This window comes from Pseudoalteromonas sp. SS15, from assembly GCF_049257195.1.
GTDB lineage: Bacteria > Pseudomonadota > Gammaproteobacteria > Enterobacterales > Alteromonadaceae > Pseudoalteromonas.
Window position 1 is genome coordinate 355,445 of record NZ_JBMMUD010000004.1, and the last position, 24,478, is coordinate 379,922.

A 24,478-nucleotide genomic window follows, 5' to 3' on the forward strand; every position below is an offset into this window, starting at 1 on the left:
GTAAATTCAAATCTAGTTAATAAACTTCAAACTCGCAATTATTGACTATTTTTGTACAGGTTTTTTCTGTAATTTACGTTGTAGCGTTCTTCGATGCATGTTTAGCTGTCTTGCAGTTTCAGACACATTACCATGGTTCGCTTTTAGCACTTGCTGAATATGTTCCCACTCTAAACGCTCTGCTGACATTCTCGTTTCTGATTGCAATTCAGCTTTTTGAGCACCCTCAGTCCCTAATAACGTTTGAACTATTAACAAAGTGTCAGCCGGTTTAGTTAAATAATCGTCAGCGCCCAGTTTAACTGCTTCAACTGCCGTGGCGATACTTGCAAACCCTGTTAACAACACAAGTTTGATACTTGGTTTATATGCCTTAATCGGTTCAATAAAATGTAATCCAGATTTAGTCTGCAGTTTCATATCTAGGAGCACAAAATCAGGGGAGATCATCTCAACTGCAGGCATGACATTCACTTCGTTGTTTTCAACATGGCTATCAAATCCATGCTTTTTAAGCCGTCTAGCAAGTGCCCTTGCGAATGCTTCATCGTCTTCAATGATAAGTAACTTCATAACTCATTTTCTTTAATTGGCAAAGTGATTGTTGTTTTAGCGCCATATTTACATTGGTTTTCTAATCGAATAGTCCCTTTTAATCGCTCTATTGATGCATGAGATAAAACCAAGGCCATACCAAGACCTGATTCACTTTTTACTATTGTATGACCCAAACGCTCCATCTTTTTAGGGTCGATCCCCGGGCCATGATCCGTTATCGATAACACCCAAGTGTTTTTTTCAATTGAACTTTCTAGAATTATGTCTTTTGCATTGGTTTTAGTATTGGCCTGTGCGGCATTTGCAAGTACATTCAATAAAGCAGGGATCAGCATGGGATCATCACTGACGAAAGTATCATCTATTTCGTCCATAATTAAGCGCTGTTCTGGAAATTGTAAAGCCATCAAGGTTTCAAGTTCTTTTATAATCGCCAGTGTGCTTTGTGCACCAAAGCTATCTGAAGATTTGAATTTTTCGGTTTGTGCTCTAAATAACTCAAGCTGCTCTTTACAAGTGTTAATGGCTTTACCCATATCAACTAATGCAGGGTGCTCAGGATAGTCTTCTTTCAACTCTTCAAACAATAAATTAATGTTACCCAGTGGTGTTGCCAGTTGATGTGTAGCCTGCGCAGCGGCACTCCCCAGAGCAATAAGCTGCTCATTTTTAAGTTGTTTCTCTCTTACCTTTGCTAAAGACTGGTCTTTAACCCTTAATTGCTTCGCCATTGCCATGACCACCATGACAACAATAAATACGCTTAATACAAAATTTGCCCACATGCCTTTAAAATGTAATTCCATGTCCATGTGATGCATGTGATGACCACCCATAGTCACAAATAAATAACCATATGCGACTAATGAACAGAACGAGATAATTATTACAAACTGGCTAGGCAAGGTCACAGCAGCAATAACGATTGGGATAATCAACATTGACACAAACGCATTACTCGCACCACCTGACAAGCTCAGTAGAACCGTCATAAACATGATATCAGCTAGTAATTGCAACATCATGCCCGAAGGTGCTGCTTCACTGGTTTTTCTATAAGCGAACACACTGATCAATTGAAAGCAAGATTCAATTGCAATAACAATCAATACTGGTAATAGCTCAATGGACTTATCAAACCAAAATGCCGAAGCTAATACCAAAAGCAATTGCATCAAAATGGCGATAGTTCTAAGTAATAATAAGCGACCAATGGCTGACTGAGGCGAAAAGCTGATCATTTTACATGCTCATAAAAAATTTGAGCAACACTTTAACGGACTCTGCTTAACGGGTAAAACTAAACCTCAGTTTCGTTGATATAAAACAAAAATTGCAGCTACTCTTCATAGCGCAAGGTGAACTCAGGACAAGGCGTGCCTTGATGGAAGAATAACTGCCACCCTTTTTCTGTTTTAGCCCAAATTGACATTCGAATTGAAAAATTCAAGGCATGATGCACATTCATTCGATAGGCTGCATGATAGGTCAGTTGGGCAAGCGTGTCGCTCAATACTTGTCCCTTAAAGTCTTGGTTATAGATCTGTGGAATTTTTTCGAGCGGTAACCGACCAATCACATGCTGCTTGTTAAACATTAAGCCATTTGCCGAAATTTCATAAAAGTCCTCATGAAGTAAATGGCTTAATTGGTTTTTCGATGCTCTTACAGCTGGGTCCAGTAACCGCCTCTCTAATTCAATAAGGTGGCTTAATAGCGAAGTTGTCATTTTTTTTGCCATAATCACCCCAAATTCAAAGACTTTAATCTAAGCTTAGACTACTTCTTCGCGCTTCATAAACTATCCTTGACTAGAATTACAAAAAGAAGTTTGTTATAAACTCCCGTCTGGTCAGATGAGATAAGAAACTATGCAATACGCCAAAATCATTGGCTGGGGTAAATGTACACCACCAGCAACACTTTCAAACAAAGATATAAGCACAGTAGTCGACACCACAGATGAGTGGATTTCAACTCGCACAGGCATCAAATCGAGAAGAGTCAGTCATGTTGGCACTGGGGAATTGGCGACTGTCGCAGCTAAACGTGCATTGGATTGTGCTGGTATTGCAGGAGAAGACATTGACCTTGTTCTACTTGCAACTTGCACGCCTTCTACATTAGTGGCCAATACCGCCTCATACGTACAACAACAAATTGGGGCAACTGGTGCTGCCGCATGTGACGTCAACGCAGCCTGTTCTGGTTTCTTATATGCATTACAAAATGCAACCGCACAAATACGCGCCGGTATGGTAAAGCGCGCAGTTGTTATTGCTGCTGAAAGAATGCTCTGGCATGTAAACTGGGCAAAGCGTGACAGTGCGGTTTTATTCGGTGATGGTGCAGGTGCAGTTGTGCTTGAAGCATCAAGTGAAGAACTAGGCTTGTTAGCAACAAAAACTGGCTGTGATTCAGAAGACAGAGAAATCCTTCATATCAGAAACTTCGGCACAGACATCGATAAACACGATTCAGCACAACCTTCTGATATTTTGTTCCAAGGTAAAGATATCTTTAAGCGCGCAGTGAAAGGTATGAGCGAGGCCTGTGATGATGTGCTGTCACAAGCAAATTTAGCACTCGAAGACATCGATATGCTTATCCCTCATCAGGCAAATCTAAGAATTATTCAAGCCATTGCCAAACAATTGCAGCTTAGCGATGACAAAGTGATGGTCAATATCCAGCATTATGGCAACACCTCTGCAGCTACGATCCCAATTGCACTGTGTGAAGCGCTAGAGCAAGGCAAAATCAAACCGCATAGTCATATAATGAGTGCTGCATTTGGTGCAGGATTAACTTGGGCTGCCAGTTACATTAAATGGGGTGAGCGTGTTACGCCAATCATTGACAGTAAAGCAGAGCTGCCAGAGTGTAAACAAACTGGGTTAGAGCTCATGGCCGACGCGATTAACTACTGCAAGTAAGCTATCTTCGGCCCTTATTTGAATGGTAATATTCACTTGTTACATTCAAATAAGGGCAACACATTGAAAACATTGTTCACTCCACATTCTGAAATTAGCCAATTAGAACCAAAAGAAATTTGGCAATTCTTTGATCAAATTTGTTCTTTTCCTCATCCATCGAAGCATGAAGAAGCTCTTGCACAGTTCATTATTGAGTGGGCAAAAAGCCAATCTCTAGAAGTTAAAAGAGATGAAACGGGCAACGTATTTATCAAAAAGCCTGCATACCCGGGCATGGAAAATAAAAAGCCAGTTGTGCTTCAAGCTCATATTGATATGGTACCGCAAAAGAATGACGGCACTGATCATGACTTTGTAACTGATGCTATTAAACCTTACATCGACGGTGAATGGGTTACTGCAACAGACACTACTTTAGGTGCTGACAACGGCATTGGTATGGCGTCGTGCCTTGCTGTATTAGCCGCTGATGACATTAAACACGGTCCACTCGAAGTACTTCTAACCATTGATGAAGAAGCAGGTATGACTGGCGCATTCGGTTTAGAAGCTGGCTGGTTAGAAGGTGAGATTCTCCTAAACACTGATTCTGAGCAAGAAGGTGAGATTTACATGGGCTGTGCCGGTGGTGTTGATGCAAGTCTAACATTGCAACTAGAACGCCAAGCCATCAATGAAGATACAACACGCTTAAAACTTGTTCTAAATGGGTTAAGAGGTGGTCATTCTGGCGTAGACATTCATACTGGCCGCGCTAATGCTAATAAACTCCTTGCACGTTTTTTGAAAAATCACACAGCCGACTTAAACGTTCAGTTAATTAGCTTTAATGGTGGTTCACTAAGAAACGCGATTCCTCGTGAAGCGTATGCTGAAGTGTTAGTTGAAAATGCACAACTTGAGGCATTTCATAACTTAATCTCTGAGTTTGAAACACTTACAAAAACCGAACTAAGCGCCATTGAAGCAAACTTATCTTTAAAAGCGCAAACATTTGAAAGTGATGCCTTGCCATTAAGCGCAAGCAGCCAAAGTACTGTGTTGTCACTACTCAATGCCTGTCCTAATGGTGTAGTACGCATGAGTGATGACATTCAAGGTGTGGTTGAAACATCACTAAATATGGGTGTCATTGAAACAAACGAAGACAGTATCGAAGTGCTGTGTTTGATCCGCTCTTTAATTGATTCTGGTCGTACTGACGTAGAAGGCACACTTGCTTCGCTAGCAAGCCTAGCTGGCGCAACGATTGAATTCAGTGGTGCATATCCGGGATGGAAACCAGATCCTGACTCTCAAATTTTGCATACTTTCCGTGACGTATATGAAGATATTTATGGCCACAAGCCACATATCATGGTTATTCATGCTGGCCTAGAGTGTGGTCTTTTCAAAGAGCCATACCCGGAAATGGACATGATTTCATTTGGCCCGACTATCAAGTTCCCTCACTCACCAGATGAAAAAGTTAACATTGAATCTGTAGGTTTATATTGGCAACAAATGAAAGCTATCTTAGAGAACATTCCAGCTAAGTAATGTTCTAAAATAAAAAATGCGAACCCATTGGTTCGCATTTTGATTTTATGAATTTACTCAGGGCTATTTATAGCGAGCAGCTAAATACTCGAAAGTAGCACGCAAGCCTAAGCCTTCACCACCTACTGGGCGACCCGGTAATGGTCTGATGTTATATGCCATCACGTCGAAATGCAGCCAAGGCGTAGTTGCTGGCTCAACAAACTCTTTAAGATATAACGCTGCAGTAATTGACCCACCAAATGGCGTTGAACCACAGTTAGCAATGTCTGCAACATCACTCTTAAACAAAGCTTTATATTGATCGAAAAGAGGAAGCTGCCAAACTGGATCTTGGTTTTGTAAACCTTGAGCCATGATGTCACTTGCAATTGCTTGGTCAGTCGAATAAAAACCTGGAAGTTCTGTACCTAATGCAATGCGACAAGCGCCTGTTAAGGTTGCAAAGTCGATAAGTAAATCTGGATTTTCAGTTTGTGCTTCCGCTAATGCATCACACAATACTAGGCGACCTTCTGCATCGGTGTTATCAATCTCAACCGTGATGCCCTTACGTGTTTTAATAACATCGCCAGGTCTAAAAGCATTACGCGACACTGCATTTTCAACGGCAGGCACAAGTACACGAAGTCTAACAGGTAGATTTGCAGCCATGATCATTTGCGCAAGACCGATAACATGAGCAGCCCCGCCCATATCTTTCTTCATATTACGCATACCTGCAGCAGGTTTTAAATCTAAACCACCAGAGTCAAAACAGACACCTTTACCAACAAGTGTCAGCTTCGGGGCATTCTCATCACCCCATACTAAATCGAGTAATCTTGGTTTGTTGTCACTAGCACGACCCACCATGTGAATCGTTGGGTAGTTTTGTTCTAGTAATTCATCACCAATAATTTGACTAAACTGACCATCAAAACGAGCGGCCAATTCTTCCATAGTCTCAGCAAGATGCTGAGGCATCATGTCTGCTGCAGGCATGTTAACCAAGTCACGAACCAAATAAATGGCTTCTGCTTGCTGGTTTACTTTATTAAAGACTTCTTCATCTGCAATCGCGATTTTCGATTCAATAGCTGGTAGAGACTTATAGACGGCAAATTGATAAGCACCTAATACAAAACTAAGCGCATAACCAAGTAAAGAGTCACCATTAACATCTAGCGTATACTGACCCTTAGGTAATTGTTTTGCTAAATCACCGGCATTCCACATATCTGTTACATCAGTAACAGTTACAACAACGAATTCAAGTCCGGTTGCGTTTTGTTTAGGTACCAAAATTATGTTGCTATTAGCAGAGCGCGTTGCATCAACATAACTTTTTACAAAGCTTTCTTGCGATGAAAGCCAAGTATCAAAATTTGATTCTTCAATAAATTTAATCGGTGTACCTGTATCGGCATGAATGATTGGAAGTTGCATATTATTCTCTGTGTTTTTGCGTCTATTTAGAGAATAACAATTTAGCGTAAAGAGATCACTTATTTACGAGATTTAGAAGATTTGTTAGATAATGAAAATGAACTTGGTAATACATCAACACCAACCCACTGACCCAGCTTAACAATAAGCGGAATAGTAATGGGAGCGAAAGGTAGTATAGCAAATACGCCTAAACCTAATCCTTTTAGAATGTCTACGAGCTGTTCATTAGCAACTTTTAGCTCAGATTTATGCGCCTCACCAAAGCTATAACGTTTGTAAATATCCAACATTTCTTTGGTTTCTTGTTTTTCTTGCGCAAGTGCAATTTTCAAAGCAAGCATGGAGCGTCTGAGCCTAACCTGCTGCCGTCTCTTGCTGATCCTGGCAACTCTAATGGGGGCTTTGTGTACAACTTTAATTAGGCGCATCATTCACCATAATTTATTAATCACTCTGATAGTTTAGCAAAACTTGATAAACTCTTACCAAGTATTTAAACATTCTCTCACTACTTATGTTAAAAAACTCAGAAACACAACAACTGATAAAAGAACCGCAAAAACCCAAGCCTGATGAATGCTGCGGCGGGGGGAGTTGCTGCCCATGCGTTTGGGATACCTACAGAGTGCAAAGAAAAGCATGGTTAGAGGTTAACGAAAAACTTAACAAGACATAAATTAGACCAAAGCATAAACTTTAGTAGGAATGCACATGCATTCCTTGCCTTACCTATTTTAGAAAACTATTTCATATTTAACAAAAAGTTACGTTTTCAATTTGCGCTTTCTCATTGTCATGTCTACTTTTAACTTTAATGCAAATTTTATTTGCATTATGTGTTAACTAAATGTATCAATAATTAACAGGTTAAATTTGCTTTCTGCAAGAAATCAACGTGCTTGTTAAAAATTTATAAGAAACCTTAATGACAACATTAATCTGGGGAAACAGGATGAAGTTAAAATTATCAAACGTAAGCCGTGCAATCACTTACGCATTAGCATCTACTGCTACAATTGGCATGTTAAGTACAACAGCCTACGCAGAAGAAACTGATGAAGGTGCAAAAAAGAATATCGAAAAGATTGCAGTTGTAGGTTCTCGTGCGGCACCACGTTCAGTCGGTGACTCGCCCGTACCGGTTGATATTATCGGCGGTGATGAGCTTTCAAAAGCTGGGGGTGACGATATGCTAGAGCTATTAAAAGGCTCAGTTCCGTCACTTAATGTTCACCAAAACCCTATCAGTGATGCTGCCTCATTAGTCCGCCCTGCAAACTTACGAGGTTTGCCTGCAGACAGTACATTAATCCTTTTAAATGGTAAGCGCCGCCATCGTTCATCGGTTATCGCTTTCCTTGGCGGTGGTATTAATGATGGTGCGCAAGGCCCCGATATCTCAGTTATCCCAAGTATTGCATTAAAACAAGTTGAAGTACTTCGTGACGGTGCTGCCGCGCAATATGGTTCAGATGCAATTGCAGGCGTTATTAACTTTGTTTTAAAAGATGCCTCTGAAGGGGGTTCATTTGCAGTAAAACAAGGTCAATACTTTGAAGGCGACGGCGACACAACGACCATCGAAGGTAATGTGGGCTTGCCATTTTCTGATGACGGTTTTGCCAACTTAAGCTTCCAATACAAAAACGCAGATGCAACTAGCCGAAGCTTGCAGCGTCCTGATGCTGCAGCATACGATGCAGCTGGTGTACCTGGTGTAAGAAACCCAGCGCAAGTTTGGGGTGCACCTGAAATTAAAGATGATTTCACTCTTTTTGGTAATGTCGGATTAGAACTGTCAAACAGCTCTGAGTTCTACATGTTTGGTAACTATTCAGAGCGAGATGTGAAAGGTGGTTTCTACTATCGTAACCCGCAAACTCGTCCTCAAGTTTATTCAAACGATGGCGGTGATACATTACTAGTAGCGGATTTAGATGGCCTTGATACTGGCATATCTTGTCCAACAGTTAACCTTAAAGATGCTGACGGCAACCGTATTTTAGATGTTACGCAAATTGCAGCGTATCAACAAATTGCTTCAAACTCTGACATTGGCCAGAACTGTTTTGCATTCAATGAAATATTACCAGCAGGCTTCACGCCATTCTTCGGTGGTAATATCACAGATACGTCGTTCACAGTTGGTACTAAAGGCGAAATCGAAAGTGGTACATTTGCCGGTGCATACTATGACTTAAGCGGTTCAGTAGGCCGTAATGAATCACGCTATTTCATCACCAATACTGTAAATGCGTCGCTTGGTGCTGAAACACCAATGGATTTCAGCCCTGGTAAATATATTCAATTAGAAAAGAACTTTAATGCTGATATTTCAAAAGGCTACGATTTCGGTCTTGCGTATGACGTTAATGTCGCAGCAGGCTTAGAATGGCACGAAGAGACTTTCGAAGTTATTGCTGGTGATGAAGCCTCATTCATTGCAGGCCCACTTACTCAACAAGGCTTCGGCATTGGTTCGAATGGTTTCCCAGGTTTCAAACCGTCAGCTGCAGGTGAATTCACTCGCCGTAACTACGCAGCGTATGTTGATATCGAGACACCATTTACAGATGAGTTCTTAATGGGTTGGGCATTGCGTTATGAAGATTATGACTCATTTGGCTCTACAACAAACTACAAAGTTACAGGTCAGTATCAATTAACTGATGATCTATCACTGCGTGGCTCAATGAGTACTGGTTTCAGAGCACCAACAGTAGGTCAGGCAAACGTAAGTAACGTACAAACAAACTTAAGTAGCGGTGTCCTTGTTGATTCAGCATTACTTCCTCCTACAAACCCTGTGTCGCAAATTCTTGGTGGTACAGAGTTACAGCCTGAAGAGTCTGAAAGCTACACGTTTGGTGCGGTATATCAATCTGGCGATTTATTCCTGACTGTTGATTACTACAACATCAAAGTAGAAGACCGTATCAGTCAATCAGACAAGATTGATTTAACTGACGCTCAAAAAGTGGCATTAAAAGCTGATGGCGTACCTAACGTTGATAGTATCGCGCAGGTAAGTTTCTTCACGAACGACTTCGATACAACAACTCAAGGTGTTGATTTAGTTGCTAACTACTCTATGGATCTACTAGGTGGCTATGCAACCTTCAGTATGGCTTATAACTGGAATGAAACGACAGTAGACAGATTCTCTGCCATTACTGGTGATTTTAAAGTTAAACGCCTTGAGGAAGATTTGCCTCAACACCGTGCAACTTATACTTGGTCACAACAGTGGGAAGATTTCTCAGGCTTTATTCGTTACAACTACTTCGGTGAATACCAAGGCGTTCACGTAGACTATGATGCAACCGCTATCATGGCAGATCCATCATTCACGATCGACGCAGAAGTAACTTACTATGCTACAGAGTCTTTAAGTTTTACAGCAGGTGCAAACAACCTGTTTGACCAAGAGCCTGAAAAGCTAGACTTTGAGAGAGCAACGGGTATTCCTAATAATAACTGGGGTGGTAAGTACTATGAGACCTCTCCATACGGTATTAACGGTGGCTTCTACTACGTAAAAGCAACCTACACTTTCTAGATTACTGTAACCCAGCAGCAAAAGGCGAAATGGCAATAGCTATTTCGCCTTTTTATTTTTATGATTAGTACAAAGCAATAACTTAAAACAAAAATGCTATTACTTAAAAGAGCCAACGAATTATTAGAGCAAGGGAAACTCAGAGAAGCTGAGTTTATGTTTAAAGCAGTATTAAAGGAAAATAATAAAATTGGTCCTGCATTATTCGGTCTTGGCCGAATTTGTATGCGTTTAGAAGATTACGACAGCGCCATTTATTATTTAAAACGTGCCTGTGAACACCTACCTAAAATGCTCGATCCCCTGTTTGCGCTCGCTGATGCATTTATGGCTGTTGGATCTTCTGTTGATGCTAAGACTGTACTCGAATACACCTTAAGCGTTGCTAAGCATAATGCACAAGCACATTATAAATTAGGGTTATTCTATTTAGACCACGGTTTTATTGAAAATGCAGAGCGCACCTTTGAAGCTGGCTTAGCGTGCCCGCCTAGTGCGGTTACCGCCTTCATGTTACATGAACTCTCTCAGATTTCAGCCACAAATAAATTAGAAGCGCATATTGAAAAACTCCATACACTGTTAACTGAATATGACAACAAACGCTTAAAAATTGTTGTTTATTATTCCTTAGCAAGATGTAATCACAGGTTACAAGATCACACTCAAGCATTTGACTATTTTAGACTTGCTAACGAACTACAACTCAGTCTGTGTGAGTTTAAAACTGCTGATATGAGGTCTTTTTTTGACGAACTAAAAGAACAGTGTTCAGAAGCATTCTTTAGCCAACCCAATGATAAAGTAAAGGCAACATTCACCCCTACTTTTATAGTTGGACTGCCAAGAACAGGTTCTACATTGCTAGAACAAATGCTCGTTCAGCATAGTAACATTGGCAGCATGGGAGAAAGTACAGTCATCAGCGACAAAATTGTACCTTATTTACAGATGCGTAATGAAGCGCCATTTCCACAATGCCTTCATACATTAAACACATCCATGCTTGACCATTGCCGTAGCTTGTATGTAGATGAAATTAAGAAACATCGCGTTGGCGAAGAAGTTGTCATTAATAAATTACCAGCCAACTTTCAAAATATAGGACTAATTCAAAAGATATTTCCCGATGCAAGGATCATCCATTTGACCCGCTCGTTTAATGCCAATGCTTGGTCTGTTTATAGTAATCATTTCGCTGAAAACGAACCCTACTTTTGCTCATTGACAGAATATAAGCAGTATGCTGATTTTCAAGAAGAAATGATGGCACATTTTAAGCGCTACCTACCTAGAAACATTTATACCCTCAGTTATGAAGATTTATTAGATGAGACCCCAAAAGAGCTGAATAAATTACTTAATTTCCTATATCAAAAATTTGAGCCTGAATGCTTGGAGTTTTATAAATCTAAGCGCCCAGTATCGACACTTAGCAAAGCTCAAGTTAGAAGGCCTTTAGATCAAGGCCCAAGATCAAACTGGCATGTTTATGAAAAAGAAATGATGGCTATGCTCGATGCTGAGCAAACCAATCTAACAACTCCTTAAACTGGTCGCTGTGAGCATGCGGACTTGTCAGCATATTAATATGGTCATAATCAATTTTATGACCATATTTTTTTCCATATATTCTCAAATCTTGTATGCCTTTTCCTGACTCTTCTATAAAAGCCTGAATATCAATTGGCTGTGCGAGGGCTTTATCCTTTGTACCTGCAATATGTAAGATAGGTGGTAACGATATATTTTCTATTGCGCTTGCGTAATCAAAACCATCATCACTGTCTATCCAAGGCTTCTTTTTCGCCCACTGCATGCTTTGATAATGTGACTTAACAGTCTCGTTATCACTGCCCCATTTCAATTTGCGCGCATCTAAATAACCTTTGCGTTTACTCAATAGTGGCGCCAACGTGTACCAAATTAAATTGGCTTGTAAGAGCTTGCTTGGGTGATTGTTAAATAAACTTCTTTTTGTTCCAAAATAGCCACATGCTGAAACATACTCTTTATGCTCAGGATAACGCGCTAAATAGCTATTAAGTAAAACTCCCCCCCAAGAGTGCGCAACCCAAAACTTCGGAAAGTGACCTGTTTGCGCTTTAACAAAATTGAGCATAGTGGGTATATCTTCAAGGATGGCTTCTGTTTGGCCGTATTGAGAGGAAGAAGATATTTTAGGCAAACTTTGTCCACGACCACGTAAATCAGCGACAAAACATTGATAACCTTGCGCCGCTAAAAACGGCGCTAAGCCCTTATTTGACTCTGTGTAGAAAATCTTGCCATTTTCGACAGCACCATGCAGGAAAAAAACAGCATCCCCTTTATTTTCAGGATTATAAATGTGTCTCAGATGAAGAACTTGGTCATTTTCAAAGGGAATAAAGTGTGAATTTTGCGTGATCATGATTTAAGTTATTTTAACTTGTCTTACCAGTTACTGTATTTGATAGCAATTGTCATTTCAACACTATTTAAGCAGTTTCAAGAAATAGGTATAATCCACACTTAAATTCAATAAAAGTAATGATATGCACCCAAGAAACGCGCACAAACAAGGCTATGACTTCGATAAGCTCATCAATGTAACGCCTTCATTGAAAAAATTCCTCATAAGAACACCTGCAGGTAAAAAGAGCATAGACTTTAGTAATGCGGTTGCTGTCAAGAGCTTAAATCAAGCGCTACTTAAACATCATTACAAACTTAATTACTGGGACATATCCGAAGAGTTTTTATGTCCGCCAGTACCAGGCCGAGTCGATTATATTCACGCGTTGGCAGATCTATTAAAAAGCGATAACCAAAATAAGATAGTCAACAATGTTAGGGCACTAGATATCGGCACAGGTGCAAACCTGATCTACCCTATTCTTGGAGAAAGAGTTTATAAATGGTCATTCACAGCATCAGATATAAACCCTAAAGCATTGCAAAACGCCGACAAAATTCGCATCGAAAATGCGTTAAGTACCAAACTCGTTTTACAAAAAGACAATGAAAAATACTTTCATGGTGTGATTGAAAAAGACCAAACATTACATGTGACGCTATGTAATCCTCCTTTCCATGACAGTGAGCACTCAGCAAATAAAGCAACACAGAGCAAATGGCAAAAGTTAGGTAAAAAACCCAAAAATACACTTAATTTCGGCGGCCATTCACCTGAGCTATGGTGTAAAGGTGGTGAGGTGTTGTTCATCAAAAGAATGATTAAGGAAAGTAAGCATTATGCCAAGCAATGTGCGTGGTTTACTTCTTTGGTATCTAAAAAAGACTCACTAAGTAGTTTAAAGCTTTCACTAAAGAAAATTGGCGCTGTTGAAGTGAAGGTTGTAAAAATGACGCAAGGTCAAAAAACAAGCCGATTCATCGCTTGGAGCTTTCAAACTCACTCCGAGCGACAAGCAATGTACGATCCTAAATAAAGATATTATTTATAATAGAGACAAGGCTTCTTTATAATGGGTGCGGCAAACTGAAACATATCTATCGTTGCCGCCAATTTCAACCTGGTTACCGTCATGAATAGCGTTACCATGTTCATCCGTTCGTAAAACACGGTTCGCTTTTCTACCACAATGGCATATAGTTTTAAGCTCAACTAACTTATCGGCCCAAGCCAACAAGTACTGAGCCCCTTCAAATAACTCACCTTTAAAATCAGTGCGTAATCCGTAGCACAACACAGGGATATTCAACTTATCGACAACATCTGTTAAGGCGTTAACTTGCGCTTTGCTCAAGAATTGGCATTCATCTACTAATAAACAATCTAGCTTATTTTCATCGTTTAACCGCTCAACTAAAGTAAATACTTCTGTTTCTCTGTCATAGATATGCGCATCAGCTTCAAGGCCAATCCTAGAGGCCACTTTCCCAACTCCAGCTCTGTTGTCTATGGCAGCGGTTAGTATGAGTGGTGTCATACCTCTTTCTCTGTAGTTAAATGCAGATTGTAAAAGTGTTGTTGATTTTCCGGCATTCATCGCCGAGTAATAGAAATAAAGCTGAGCCATAATAGAACACTGAAAATAAATGAGGATGAGAGTCTACATAAAACTCGACTTGAATACTACGAGGGATAGGTTTCTATGGTATGTAAGACACTGAAAGAAACTGTCTCTGATGCCCAAAAAATAGGTATGCTAAGGCTAATTAGGCAACTTGTTCTGTTATATCGACAATTTCAATCAGCTTCTGGTTAAGAATTTTTTTTGTGCAATTTGTACACTTGCCACATTGTGTACCAACACCAAGCTCTTTACTCAAATCACGCATACTTGTAGAACCAGACTCAATCGCCTGTTCAATTTTTGAATCAGTCACACCGTGGCAAATACAAATATACATTAGAGCTACTCTTTACTTTAAAAACTACGTGAATTTTATTCTAAACAAAAACAATTATCAATAACAAACCAGGTATTTAATAAGAATTATTTTTATTGTTGCAACTATTGCTCAGGTATGTGGTGTATATATAAGCAGTTAATGATGTAAAAGTGTATTAATCTAGCTCTGCTTAAATGACTATGCTAAATTTATGACCATAATGTTAACTATTGTTTTCGACAAAATTCATAATTTAAAACTATGAATATTTGCTTGGTAGAGTTTAATGCATTTAAAGCCTTACTTTTTTTTTATAATTTCCTTATTTTTTATAAGCTTTAATACGCTTTCAAATCAGCAAATCTATCGCCTATCTACAGAAGAAGGCCTCTCTCAAGCAAATGTAAACAACATAGTTCAGGACCCACTTGGCTATATTTGGATTGCAACTGAGCAAGGCTTAAACCGATATGATGGTATAGACGTCTCCCTACCGAAACAAATAAAAAACTTTCTCCATGAACAAATCTTTCATATCAAAATGGTAGATGACACTTTTTTGTTTGTGTCTACCAGCTTTGATGGCAGCTACCTGATTAATGTTCACACTTTAGAAAAGAAAAAAATTTACTCTGGTAGGTTGTCTGACAGCCAGAGCTTTACATCTCCAATTAATGCCATACTCAAGGTTGATAAACATTTATACGCTGCAATTAATAATCATGTATATAAAATTAGTCTTGTCAGCTATGAATCTCAACTCATAGGCTCCGTTGAAACAGGGCAATCCATTAGAACATTCTTGTATCATGGCAAACATTTATTAGTAGGCGCCACTGATGGCCTTTATTCTCTATCTGCCGATGCAGAAGTTTTAACTAAGCATACTTTTTTAAATGAACAAGAAGCCAATGAACTCAATCAGAATGTAAAATTATTGAAGTTAGATGAAGAGCTTGGCTTACTTATTGGCACAGTAGAGGGCTTATATGCCACACCAATACTTGATGTGGGTTTTGATTATGAACAAACTACAAACCTGATCGCGTCGTTGAATATCTGGGATCATGAATTAACCCCCGCAGGTGAGTTTATCGCTACAGAGTTTGGCCTGTATAAATTTAATCGAAAGACAAAAGAGCTGACAAAAGCGCTATCCCTAGATAAAACCAAATTTAAGCTGAATCAACCAAACATTCTGGCGCTTGAACTAGACGCCAATAATGTGCTTTGGATGGCAACGCATAATGGGACATATTATTGGCCCTTATCTTCATTAATGTTTAATACAGTCAGCCAAACAGGTTCTGAGTTTATAAACAATAACGTCTGGTCTATTTATCAGCTTTCCGACGGTTCGATTTTATATGGTACCGATAATGGTGTTGTGCATATATCGTCTTTAAGTGACCCTTCTGAGCCAAAATTTTACTTCCAATCTCAAAATAAAAAGGATGTATATGGCGCTAATGCGGTATACGAGATTTTTCAAACTGACATAGATTCTCAGCTTGTGTATTTGGATACATTTCAAGGATTAAAGTTACTAGATCTAGAAACTAAAACAGTAACGAACCCATCGGTTGTCAAAAGCAGCATAGATGAACCGTTTGACTCTTTAAATAGTGCTGCACAACGCATTAATACTAAACAAATCGCTTTTTTAACTGAAAGCGATTACTACATATACGATACGTCAAACCAAACTGTAGTAGCCATAGAAGGTTTGGCTGAACTGTTACCAATTTCGTCTGCTTATCGCTTCCTTGCTCCTCTACCTACTAGGCCAGACGATATAATTATAAGCACGATTAAAGGCTTATATGCTTATTCAGTCGATTCGAAGGCCTTAACCCCAATTTTTGAATTTGACAATGCAAACGACAAAGTTTTCCAAGTTATTGATGACTGGGAGATTGTAAACGAAAGTCTTTGGTTAACTTCATCTCACCATGGCTTAATTGAATTAGACTTAGCCACTTTTCAAGTAATTAAATCACTGAACGAAGACTATGGCTTAGATAAACAAGCTTTGTATGAAGTAATGTCTGATCCTTATGGCTTTCTTTGGTTTACGGCACAATCAGGATTGTTTCGCTACGAGTTAAACACTGGTTCCCTCGAGAAATACACGATTAAAAACGGCTTACCAAATAATGAGTTTAATGCAGGCGCCAGTTTAAAGCTGAATAATCAAACCTTTGTGTTTGGTACAGTCTCAGGTTTAACTTGGTTAAATACAGAAGACTTTATTGATTACAGTAACATGATCAAAACCCCTTTAAGTGTGACAGACATCAAACTCATGTCTTCAACGCTTAATTATAGCCCCTCATTTTTATTAGAAAATCCGCTCAAGTTGTCCCATGACGATGCTGGGCTAGAAATAAAGTTCACGAATTTTGATTTTACTCAGCAACGTATAAGCAAATTTAATGCTCGTATAAGTGGTGCTGAAGATGTTGTATTAAACAACTTAGACAAAACTAAGTTATTCTTCCCAAAGTTAGCACCAGGCAATTACATCTTAACCATAAGCGAAACAAGTTTAGACGGTAACAGCGTTATAGATAGTTTGACCATTCCGATAGAGGTCGAATACTACTTTTTAAACTCTCCAACATCATGGCTGATCTATTTTATTGTCGTGGCATCAGTATTATTGCTTTCATATAGGCAAGGAAAAAATAGACAAACAACCATTCAAAAAGCTCTTTTAGCCGTAACAACCTCTAAGCAGCAAACAGAGATGGCGCTAAAGTCTACTAAAAGTGGCACATGGAAGGTCGATTTAAACAAAGAGTTGATTTATCAGTACAGAAATAAAACGTCAACAAGAGAATCAGGACAACAAAATGAGTTGCCACTCAATCGGTTTATCGAATTGGTGCATCCAGAAGATAGACAAAAGGTATCTTCACAATGGGGGGCTTTATCAGCATCTAAAAATCCAAATATCAATTTAACGTATCGATTGCAGAACTTAATCGGAGAATGGTTATGGTTTCAAGATATTGGTCAGGTAACAGAGTGGGATAATGAAGGAAACCCGCGCATTGTATCGGGTATTTATTCAAATATTACCGACAGTAAAGCAACTAACTTACAAGCAAGCATATTAGGGCAAGCGTTTTCACAAATTGATGAATGGCTCCTCATTCTCGATACTCGGCTCACCCCTATTTCAGTAAACCACAGTTTTTGCGATGCATTTAGCTTAAACGAAGAAAATGCGTTAAATGACTTAACCTTTATGACGTTTGCCAAGATATTAGGAAAAAAGAAACTTAGGCAGCTTATCAATAAAATTAAAACATTAAATGCGAATCAGAACTTTAAGATGGAATTAACGGTTGAAACGAAAAATCACCTCGTTAAACCAATTCATGTCAGTGTGAACGCCATTGCCAATGATGCAGGCGTGATTGAGCATTATGTTATTGTTATGTCAGATCTGACTGAGCAAAAGAAAGCTGAAAACGAGCTGCGATATTTAGCAAATTATGACAGCTTAACTAATCTTCCTAACCGTAATTTAATGTTGCAACACATTGAATTTGCGATATTTGATGCGCAAAATAGTAGCTCGACGTGTGCACTATTATTCATTGACTTAGACAAGTTTAAACCGATTAATGATGCCTATGGACATCAAGCTGGTGATAAATTATTAATTAAGATTTCTGAAAGAATAAACGAGCTATTACCTGAGCATTGCATTTTGGGTAGACAAAGCGGAGATGAATTTCTGGTATTAGTCAAAGATGTGATGACCCCAGAAAGCTTAACCGCTTTAACATCAAACCTTATTTCTGTGTTACCAGAGAAGATTGATTTAGACGGTATATCTGTGAGTGTTTCAGCCAGTATCGGCGTGGCACTTTACCCATTTGATGCAAAATCATCTGAAGAGCTAATTCGACATGCTGATATAGCCATGTTTCAAGCTAAACAACTGGGACGTAATGGTTATAAATACTTCACAACCTCTATGATCGAACAGTATAACCGTAAAATGGTGTTAGAAACCGCCCTAAAAACGGCATATAAAGACAGCGCTTTCTATAACCACTATCAACCAATCGTTAATACCTCCAGTGGTAAAATGATAGGCGTTGAATTGCTATTAAGGTGGCAGTTAGATGGCGAAAATATTTCGCCAGCAGATTTCATTCCGATTGCCGAAGAAACCGGATTAATTGAACTAATGACAGAGCAAGCCCTAAAACGAGCGCTTGTTGAGCTTAAGCCTTTATTTGATAAGAATGACCAGTTTTATCTATCGTTGAACTTATCTCCGATTCACATCATTAGAGCTGAAACGGCTGAAAACTTGTGTAATATTTTGACTTCTTACCAGTTACCAACATCAAGGCTAAGGCTTGAAATTACAGAAACCTCGTTAATGGAAGATAAAGAAAAAGCCAAGGCTTCTCTTAATATGTTGAAAGATGCAGGCTTTAAACTTTTGCTTGATGACTTTGGTACAGGCTACTCTTCACTTACTTACTTAAATCAATTTCCAATTGATATTATAAAAATTGACCAATCTTTTGTGAGAAAAATGGATGAGCAGCACACAAATAAGTCGATTGTAAAAACTATCCACTCACTGGCCCGCAATTTAAATATGTTTTGTATTGCGGAAGGGGTAGAAACACAAACTCAATTAAAATTCTTAACTGACTTAGGCTGTCACTATATGCAAGGCTACTTCTTCTCAAAACCGCAGCCTATTGAAGCACTATTAGAGAGGGATGAGAATACAACAAGCTGGAGGTAATCTACCATTCTCCAGCTGTTAATTGCTAGTTACACTGAAAAGAACTAATAGCCTTTAGGTTATCACTTTTATTCTGAATATTAAGTCATGAACAAGCTTTTGATATGTATTTAGAAATGGCTTTGTTAAGTAGTTCAAACTCAATTGGTTTAGCTACAAAATCATTCATCCCCACCTCTAAGCAACGCTTTCGGTCTTCGTTATAAGCATTTGCAGTAATTGCAATGATATAAGGCGTGCCATAATTTAAAACTTGCTCTCTAATTCTAATCGTGCAGTCAAAGCCATCTAAAACTGGCATTTGGCAGTCCATAAAGATTAAAGAGAAAGGTTTATCAGCTAACCTTTGCAGTGCTTCTTCGCCATTAGCAGCAGTAAAAACTTGGCAATTAAACTTTGCTAGCATCTTTGTGGCGACAATCTGATTTACCAAATTGTCTTCAACTAACAACACATCCTGACCATTAAGATCTGCAAGCTTCGTCGCTTCTTCGGTATTATTTTTTGGTGTAGATACATTGGCAGGAATACTTACAACAAAAGTACTCCCAACCCCTTCATTGCTTTCAAGCTCAATTGTTCCGCCCATGCGTTCAGCTAAACGCTTGCAAATTGTTAAGCCTAAGCCTGTGCCACCATACTTTCTAGTTGTTGACACATCTGCCTGAGTAAATTCACTAAATAGTAACTGTTGCTGTTGCTTAGAGATACCGATGCCAGTATCTTTTACAGAAATGACTAAATGATTGTCTCGGTACTCAACTAACAAACTTACCTCACCTTCTTCAGTGAATTTAATTGCATTACTTAACAAGTTGTTAGTGATCTGCGTCACTCGAAGTGAATCTAATTCTAAAAACTCTGGTAGAACAGATTTGATCTGATAATTGAAGTTCACTTGCTTTTGAGACACGTAAGAGCGGTGAATTGCTGATAAATCATCAAATATTTTTATTGGGCTAATTGCACGAATGTCCAACTTTAAAGCCCCAGCTTCAATCTTGGAATAATCTAAAATGTCATTTAATATTAGAAGCAAGTTTTTAGCTGATGTTTGAATGATTCCTAACTGCTTTACATCATCTGAGTTACCTTCGCGCTCATTAATTAGTAACTCTGTTAGACCTATAATGCCATTTAACGGTGTTCTTATTTCATGGCTCATATTTGCCAAAAATTGACTTTTTGCCTTACTGGCATTTTTAGCATCCGCGACAGCCTCTGTCAGTTTTTTGGTTTTTTCGTTAACCTGCTGCTCTAATCTTAGATTAAATTCAGTGAGGCGTTCATTCAGTTTTTGGTTTTCCGAATTTGCTTTATCAATTTTAGTAAAGCTGAGCGTCAACTTCTTCGTTAATTGATTGAATTGTTGTTGTAATGTCAAAATTTCTAAAAAGTCATTGCCATTCTTGTACCCATTATCACTTTGCTTACTAGGATCAAATTTATTGATTGCAGAACTCAGTGCTGTAATAGGCGCAACCAGTTGTCTTGTTAAAATACCAATGATGAAACGACAAATAATGATAATAATGAGCGTAAGGAATAAAGGAGTAAGTAAAGAATTTATCGTTGTAATATTAACGTGCGCTCTGTCTAAAAAAGTGACGACTGTCCAACCTAACTTATCAGACTCAAATACTTTTTGATAAAAAACTGTTCCCTGTTTGTCTGTATAAATATCCTGCTGCGAATTGGCTATTGAAGCGTAAGTTGTCGAGTCAAGCACATCTAAAGTGCTAAACTCGTTTTCTAAAGAGCTATAAACAACCTGATGTTTAGTATCTAGTACCACTAATTCACCGTGATGAGATAATAAAGTTGGAATAAACTGCTCAAAAGACTCAAATTTAAGCGATGCCTCAAGTACGCCAACTAAACTATCATACTCATAAACAGGCACCGACAAGGCCACAATAGGCTCATCACCAAAGCCTCGCCCTTTAAACACGCTTGAAATATAACCTTCAGGGTGTTTGGGTGCTTCAATGAAGTACTCACGGTCTGCTACGCTAGGAAAGTCACCTACAAAACTATCTCCCAACAATTGAGGATAATAATTCAATACTTCAGCTTCAGGTGAAATATAGATACTAGTTCTGAAACCCTCATGCATTTCAACCAACTGCTCTAGGGTTAAGTTGATATCGACACCTTGAGAAATACTATGTCCACTTATACGCACAGCTCTAAGGTAGCTTTGTAAATAATCATCAATTTGCTTATTAATGTTTTCAGCAGAGTCTAACAACTTAGATTTCACTTCAGACTCTACTCTGTTGTAGTGATTATTCGTCAAGACAATCGAAGTCGTTACAATAATAAGTATAACCAGCAAATTAACTGTTCGATTGAGAATGGAGTAAAGCGGCATTTCTTGCCACCTAGCTTTATTTACAAATAGACTGACTAAATCAACGATTGCTAAACAGACTATCGCATTCACCAAGTATTTTGATAACGCAGTGAAGATGACTAAGTTTGGAAGCTGTAATTGGAAATGGCCAAGAAAATACAATAAAGGCAATCCGCATATAAGCCAAAATAATATGCCTCGGATAAACACCATTTTGCCTTTTGATAAAGCAAACTGATTCAACCAAATGATTTCAAGAAGAAAAACAATTGTCGGCCAAGAGTGGCCCCACCGATAGAAAATAAATGCAGTAACAATTGTCAGCACCAATAAGCTATATCTAAAACCAATCGTTACCAATGCGCCAAGCACAAACGCTTGCCCAAATAGAAACTCAGAGTTATCTAAGAACCATAGGGGTAATAGATTGATAGCACCACCCAAGATACCCAACACAAATGCAAGTAAAATAGGTGAAGTAGTTTTATTCAAAGCAAATCAAGACTTGTTTTTTCTATGTATCAATAAAGTAAAATAAAAATCATTCTCTGCCAAGCATTCATTAAGTTAATGTTCAGGGCAATTATGACTTTCTACTTGAAGTACACACTGAGATACACCAAAAGTATCATTTAATACTTGCTCGACCTGCTCTCGACAGGATTGATCATGCAAATCAATTGTACAGTGATGCTTTAAAACAATATGCGCACCAACAGCAATCTCGTCATCGACTCGCGAAATCGTGACACTATGTACACTTTCAACATGATCTGTCGTTAAGATTTTCTCTTCTATTTGATCAGAAGTGGGAAGATGCATTTCTTTAGTTAAAATACCTTTTAAGCAAGTTTTAACTACTTTAAAACCCGTAAACATCACAAACAAAGAAATTAGCATGCTAGATATAATATCAATCACCTGAAAACCTGTGAGGTAAATTAAGATGCTTGCAATAAATGTTGAGACCGTCGATAACAAATCGAAGAATGAATGAAGAAATACAGCATAAACATTGATGCTTTCTTTTCGGCCTTTATAAAGTACCCAAGCAGACAAACCGTGAAATAAAAACCCTAACGCAGCTATCACTGACATAAGATAAGTATTTACAACATCACCATTTCCGTCATGGTGATGACTTAATCTTTCACTGCCTTCATACAAAATCACGACAGAAATCATCAAATAAAGCATGCCATTAATCAAGCCACCGGTGAATTCCGCTTTTTTGTAACCATCGCTGTAGTTTTTAGCTAAGTGAACAGCGACAGAAGATGCGATGAGCGCAATAAAAAGAGAGCTATTATGAACAAACAAATGGCCGGCATCCGCCAATACAGCAAGAGAATTTGAATAATACGCGCCTGCCAGTTGGATCAACATGAAAGTACAGGTAATAGACAGAGCGATTAAAAGACGTCTTCTGGAAGCCTGGTGAGTAGTGATGTCAGTCATTTAAGAAGCGAGTACCTGAGCAAAGAGAAATGATATACAGTCGCAATTGTATCTTAAAATGCAGTCGTTGTGCACAAAAATATAGATACAAAACTTAGATATCTTAACTTTCCCACTCAGAATTTTGAGAAGTCTTATCCCCTATTTTGCTCAAAATATCCTTAAAAGGATTACTCGGTTTATATTCACTCAATAAAAGAACAAAATGTGAAATTTGCTCTTCCGTAAATACTTTTTCTTCATAATGCTCAATTTTGGCAAGCAACTGACCAGTATGAAACACATTATTTGGCATATTCGTTCTGAAGTCTGCCTCTTGGTCAAACACTATCAAGCCATGAATGTGCTCTTCAATACCAAAGAGTTGTTTTACACCGGCAAGCTTCATTGGTAATTGCCTGCTTGGATTTGGAAAATTGTTTCTATCTTTTCCAACTTGCTCTGACCAAACTTCTGATGTCGTATCAGCATAAATTCGGCCTGTTTGTGACTGGCAACTAATCACAAAAATACCATAAGGAGATAAAACAAGCTCATCAATGTCTGCCATACCACTCGGGATTGGTAAACTGATTTTGCTATACAGTGTATAGTCATCAACTGATAAATGTTTCATCAAATACTTATTAACCGCCACGTAACTAAAATGTCTAGTAAACAGTTTCTTCGCGCTTGGAACAATATATTTAATAGAAAGTAAGAGTAGTAACAATAAAATGAGCAAATACAAGTAATCATCAACATAGTAAAAAAGCGTATCTAACCCTGTCGTTGGAGTTTGATATTCTTGCTCTGTGGCTAAGTGAGTAACCGTAGCAATTTGCTCGGTTTTAGGTTTTGAGTTTTCATTTGACTGATCAGCGAGATTGACTTGTGTGCTTGTGTCATTTATTTCAGGCGACTTGTTTGGCTCAGAGCCTTTTGAGCTTGCACCTTGTTGTTCAAGCTCCAAAGCCCCATTTGGCTCTGTGTCCAACTGAGTAAGGCTTATATCTTTGTTTTGTTGCCACTGCTGCTCAAACAACTCCTTAAATCTGGTTAATTCGTTATTACAGCGGAGTTTGTTGATTGAGCTGAGCGGATTAGACAAGCAATAGCTAGGAGCAGTATAAAATGCTTCCCATGCTTGTTGTTTCATGTCATCTGAAAATAACCGTTGTGTTTGTGGCTGAGTTTGAATCTCTTGACTTGTTTTGCTTTTTGCAGAATCTGAGAATTCAGTGTGTTGACAGAATGCTTCGAGCCTCTCTTGCAATCGGCCATAACGATTCCCTAGAGATTGAAGCTCAACACCTGTGGCAGTGCCCATCTTCACAGCAATACTTTGATATTCTTTATAAAAGCGAGCGCATTGCTCATAAGATAAATTTGATTGAAAAGCGGTTGAGGTAAACGAAATAACAACCAAAAAAAACAACGCGATTCTATTTGACATGTTTGTCCTTCAACTTGTTTAGCCTACTTACCCTTGAAACCTTAAACTACAACTTCATTTTAGAACCAAATTATTAATT

Annotated in this window: 18 protein-coding genes; 7 read left to right on the top strand and 11 right to left on the bottom strand. The window is 38.6% G+C overall.

Annotation, left to right across the window (positions count from 1 at the left end):
* Nucleotides 1-45: 45 nt before the first annotated feature.
* The 3 genes from AAEU28_RS10825 to AAEU28_RS10835 form a co-directional block, all read right to left on the bottom strand.
* Nucleotides 46-573 carry a response regulator transcription factor gene (locus tag AAEU28_RS10825; RefSeq protein ID WP_421964120.1) on the bottom strand — a complete coding sequence of 176 codons (528 nt, stop codon included), beginning with the start codon at nucleotides 571-573 and terminating at the stop codon, nucleotides 46-48.
* Nucleotides 570-1,799, bottom strand: a complete 1,230-nt coding sequence (locus tag AAEU28_RS10830; RefSeq protein ID WP_421964121.1) for an ATP-binding protein — start codon at nucleotides 1,797-1,799, stop codon at nucleotides 570-572. Before AAEU28_RS10830 ends, AAEU28_RS10825 begins: the two co-directional genes overlap by 4 nt.
* A gap of 98 nt (nucleotides 1,800-1,897) precedes the next feature.
* Complete coding sequence (locus AAEU28_RS10835; RefSeq protein ID WP_421964122.1) at nucleotides 1,898-2,299, bottom strand: DUF4440 domain-containing protein; 402 nt, start codon at nucleotides 2,297-2,299, stop codon at nucleotides 1,898-1,900.
* Nucleotides 2,300-2,429: 130 nt separating this feature from the next.
* Here AAEU28_RS10835 and AAEU28_RS10840 point away from each other — a divergent pair, with 130 nt between their 5' ends.
* Nucleotides 2,430-3,494, top strand: coding sequence for a ketoacyl-ACP synthase III (locus AAEU28_RS10840; protein WP_421964123.1), 1,065 nt, complete (start codon nucleotides 2,430-2,432; stop codon nucleotides 3,492-3,494).
* A gap of 72 nt (nucleotides 3,495-3,566) precedes the next feature.
* Nucleotides 3,567-5,036: an aminoacyl-histidine dipeptidase gene (locus tag AAEU28_RS10845; protein WP_421964199.1), complete on the top strand. Its 1,470-nt coding sequence runs from the start codon at nucleotides 3,567-3,569 to the stop codon at nucleotides 5,034-5,036.
* A gap of 63 nt (nucleotides 5,037-5,099) precedes the next feature.
* On the opposite strand, the gene AAEU28_RS10850 is transcribed toward AAEU28_RS10845, so the two are convergent.
* Together AAEU28_RS10850 and AAEU28_RS10855 are read right to left on the bottom strand one after the other, a co-directional pair.
* A complete protein-coding gene (locus AAEU28_RS10850) occupies nucleotides 5,100-6,464 on the bottom strand; it encodes a leucyl aminopeptidase family protein (RefSeq protein ID WP_421964124.1) in 1,365 nt (454 codons plus the stop codon).
* A 59-nt stretch (nucleotides 6,465-6,523) separates the two neighbouring features.
* Complete coding sequence (locus AAEU28_RS10855) at nucleotides 6,524-6,895, bottom strand: hypothetical protein (protein WP_421964125.1); 372 nt, start codon at nucleotides 6,893-6,895, stop codon at nucleotides 6,524-6,526.
* 86 nt (nucleotides 6,896-6,981) lie between these two features.
* Here AAEU28_RS10855 and AAEU28_RS10860 point away from each other — a divergent pair, with 86 nt between their 5' ends.
* From AAEU28_RS10860 to AAEU28_RS10870, 3 genes are all read left to right on the top strand, one after another.
* Entirely contained in the window at nucleotides 6,982-7,143 is a 162-nt protein-coding gene (locus AAEU28_RS10860; protein WP_421964126.1) for an oxidoreductase-like domain-containing protein, read from the top strand.
* A gap of 276 nt (nucleotides 7,144-7,419) precedes the next feature.
* Entirely contained in the window at nucleotides 7,420-10,026 is a 2,607-nt protein-coding gene (locus AAEU28_RS10865) for a TonB-dependent receptor plug domain-containing protein (RefSeq protein WP_421964127.1), read from the top strand.
* Between the two features lie 93 nt (nucleotides 10,027-10,119).
* Complete coding sequence (locus tag AAEU28_RS10870) at nucleotides 10,120-11,577, top strand: tetratricopeptide repeat-containing sulfotransferase family protein (RefSeq protein WP_421964128.1); 1,458 nt, start codon at nucleotides 10,120-10,122, stop codon at nucleotides 11,575-11,577.
* Here the strand turns inward: AAEU28_RS10870 and AAEU28_RS10875 are convergent.
* Nucleotides 11,537-12,442 carry an alpha/beta fold hydrolase gene (locus AAEU28_RS10875; protein ID WP_421964200.1) on the bottom strand — a complete coding sequence of 302 codons (906 nt, stop codon included), beginning with the start codon at nucleotides 12,440-12,442 and terminating at the stop codon, nucleotides 11,537-11,539. The two genes, AAEU28_RS10870 and AAEU28_RS10875, sit on opposite strands and share 41 nt — an antisense overlap.
* A 121-nt stretch (nucleotides 12,443-12,563) precedes the next feature.
* Between AAEU28_RS10875 and rlmF the strand changes: the two genes are divergently transcribed.
* The gene (gene rlmF / locus AAEU28_RS10880) at nucleotides 12,564-13,460 is read left to right on the top strand and encodes a 23S rRNA (adenine(1618)-N(6))-methyltransferase RlmF (protein ID WP_421964129.1); all 897 of its coding nucleotides are present in this window, start codon (nucleotides 12,564-12,566) and stop codon (nucleotides 13,458-13,460) included.
* Between the two features lie 9 nt (nucleotides 13,461-13,469).
* Here the strand turns inward: rlmF and AAEU28_RS10885 are convergent, their stop codons facing one another.
* Nucleotides 13,470-14,051 (bottom strand): thymidine kinase, encoded by a 582-nt coding sequence (locus tag AAEU28_RS10885; RefSeq protein WP_421964130.1) that lies wholly within the window; start codon nucleotides 14,049-14,051, stop codon nucleotides 13,470-13,472.
* 139 nt (nucleotides 14,052-14,190) lie between these two features.
* Nucleotides 14,191-14,385, bottom strand: coding sequence for a bacterioferritin-associated ferredoxin (locus AAEU28_RS10890; RefSeq protein ID WP_349286917.1), 195 nt, complete (start codon nucleotides 14,383-14,385; stop codon nucleotides 14,191-14,193).
* Between the two features lie 268 nt (nucleotides 14,386-14,653).
* On the opposite strand from AAEU28_RS10890, the gene AAEU28_RS10895 reads away from it, so the two are divergent.
* The gene (locus AAEU28_RS10895) at nucleotides 14,654-19,150 is read left to right on the top strand and encodes an EAL domain-containing protein (RefSeq protein WP_421964131.1); all 4,497 of its coding nucleotides are present in this window, start codon (nucleotides 14,654-14,656) and stop codon (nucleotides 19,148-19,150) included.
* 85 nt (nucleotides 19,151-19,235) lie between these two features.
* Here AAEU28_RS10895 and AAEU28_RS10900 read toward each other — a convergent pair whose 3' ends face one another.
* From AAEU28_RS10900 to AAEU28_RS10910, 3 genes are all read right to left on the bottom strand, one after another.
* Nucleotides 19,236-21,998: an ATP-binding protein gene (locus AAEU28_RS10900; protein WP_421964132.1), complete on the bottom strand. Its 2,763-nt coding sequence runs from the start codon at nucleotides 21,996-21,998 to the stop codon at nucleotides 19,236-19,238.
* 75 nt (nucleotides 21,999-22,073) lie between these two features.
* On the bottom strand, nucleotides 22,074-22,964 hold the full coding sequence (locus AAEU28_RS10905) for a cation diffusion facilitator family transporter (RefSeq protein WP_421964133.1): 891 nt from the start codon (nucleotides 22,962-22,964) through the stop codon (nucleotides 22,074-22,076).
* A 103-nt stretch (nucleotides 22,965-23,067) separates the two neighbouring features.
* Nucleotides 23,068-24,399, bottom strand: coding sequence for a nuclease-related domain-containing protein (locus AAEU28_RS10910; RefSeq protein ID WP_421964134.1), 1,332 nt, complete (start codon nucleotides 24,397-24,399; stop codon nucleotides 23,068-23,070).
* Between the last annotated feature and the right edge of the window lie 79 nt (nucleotides 24,400-24,478).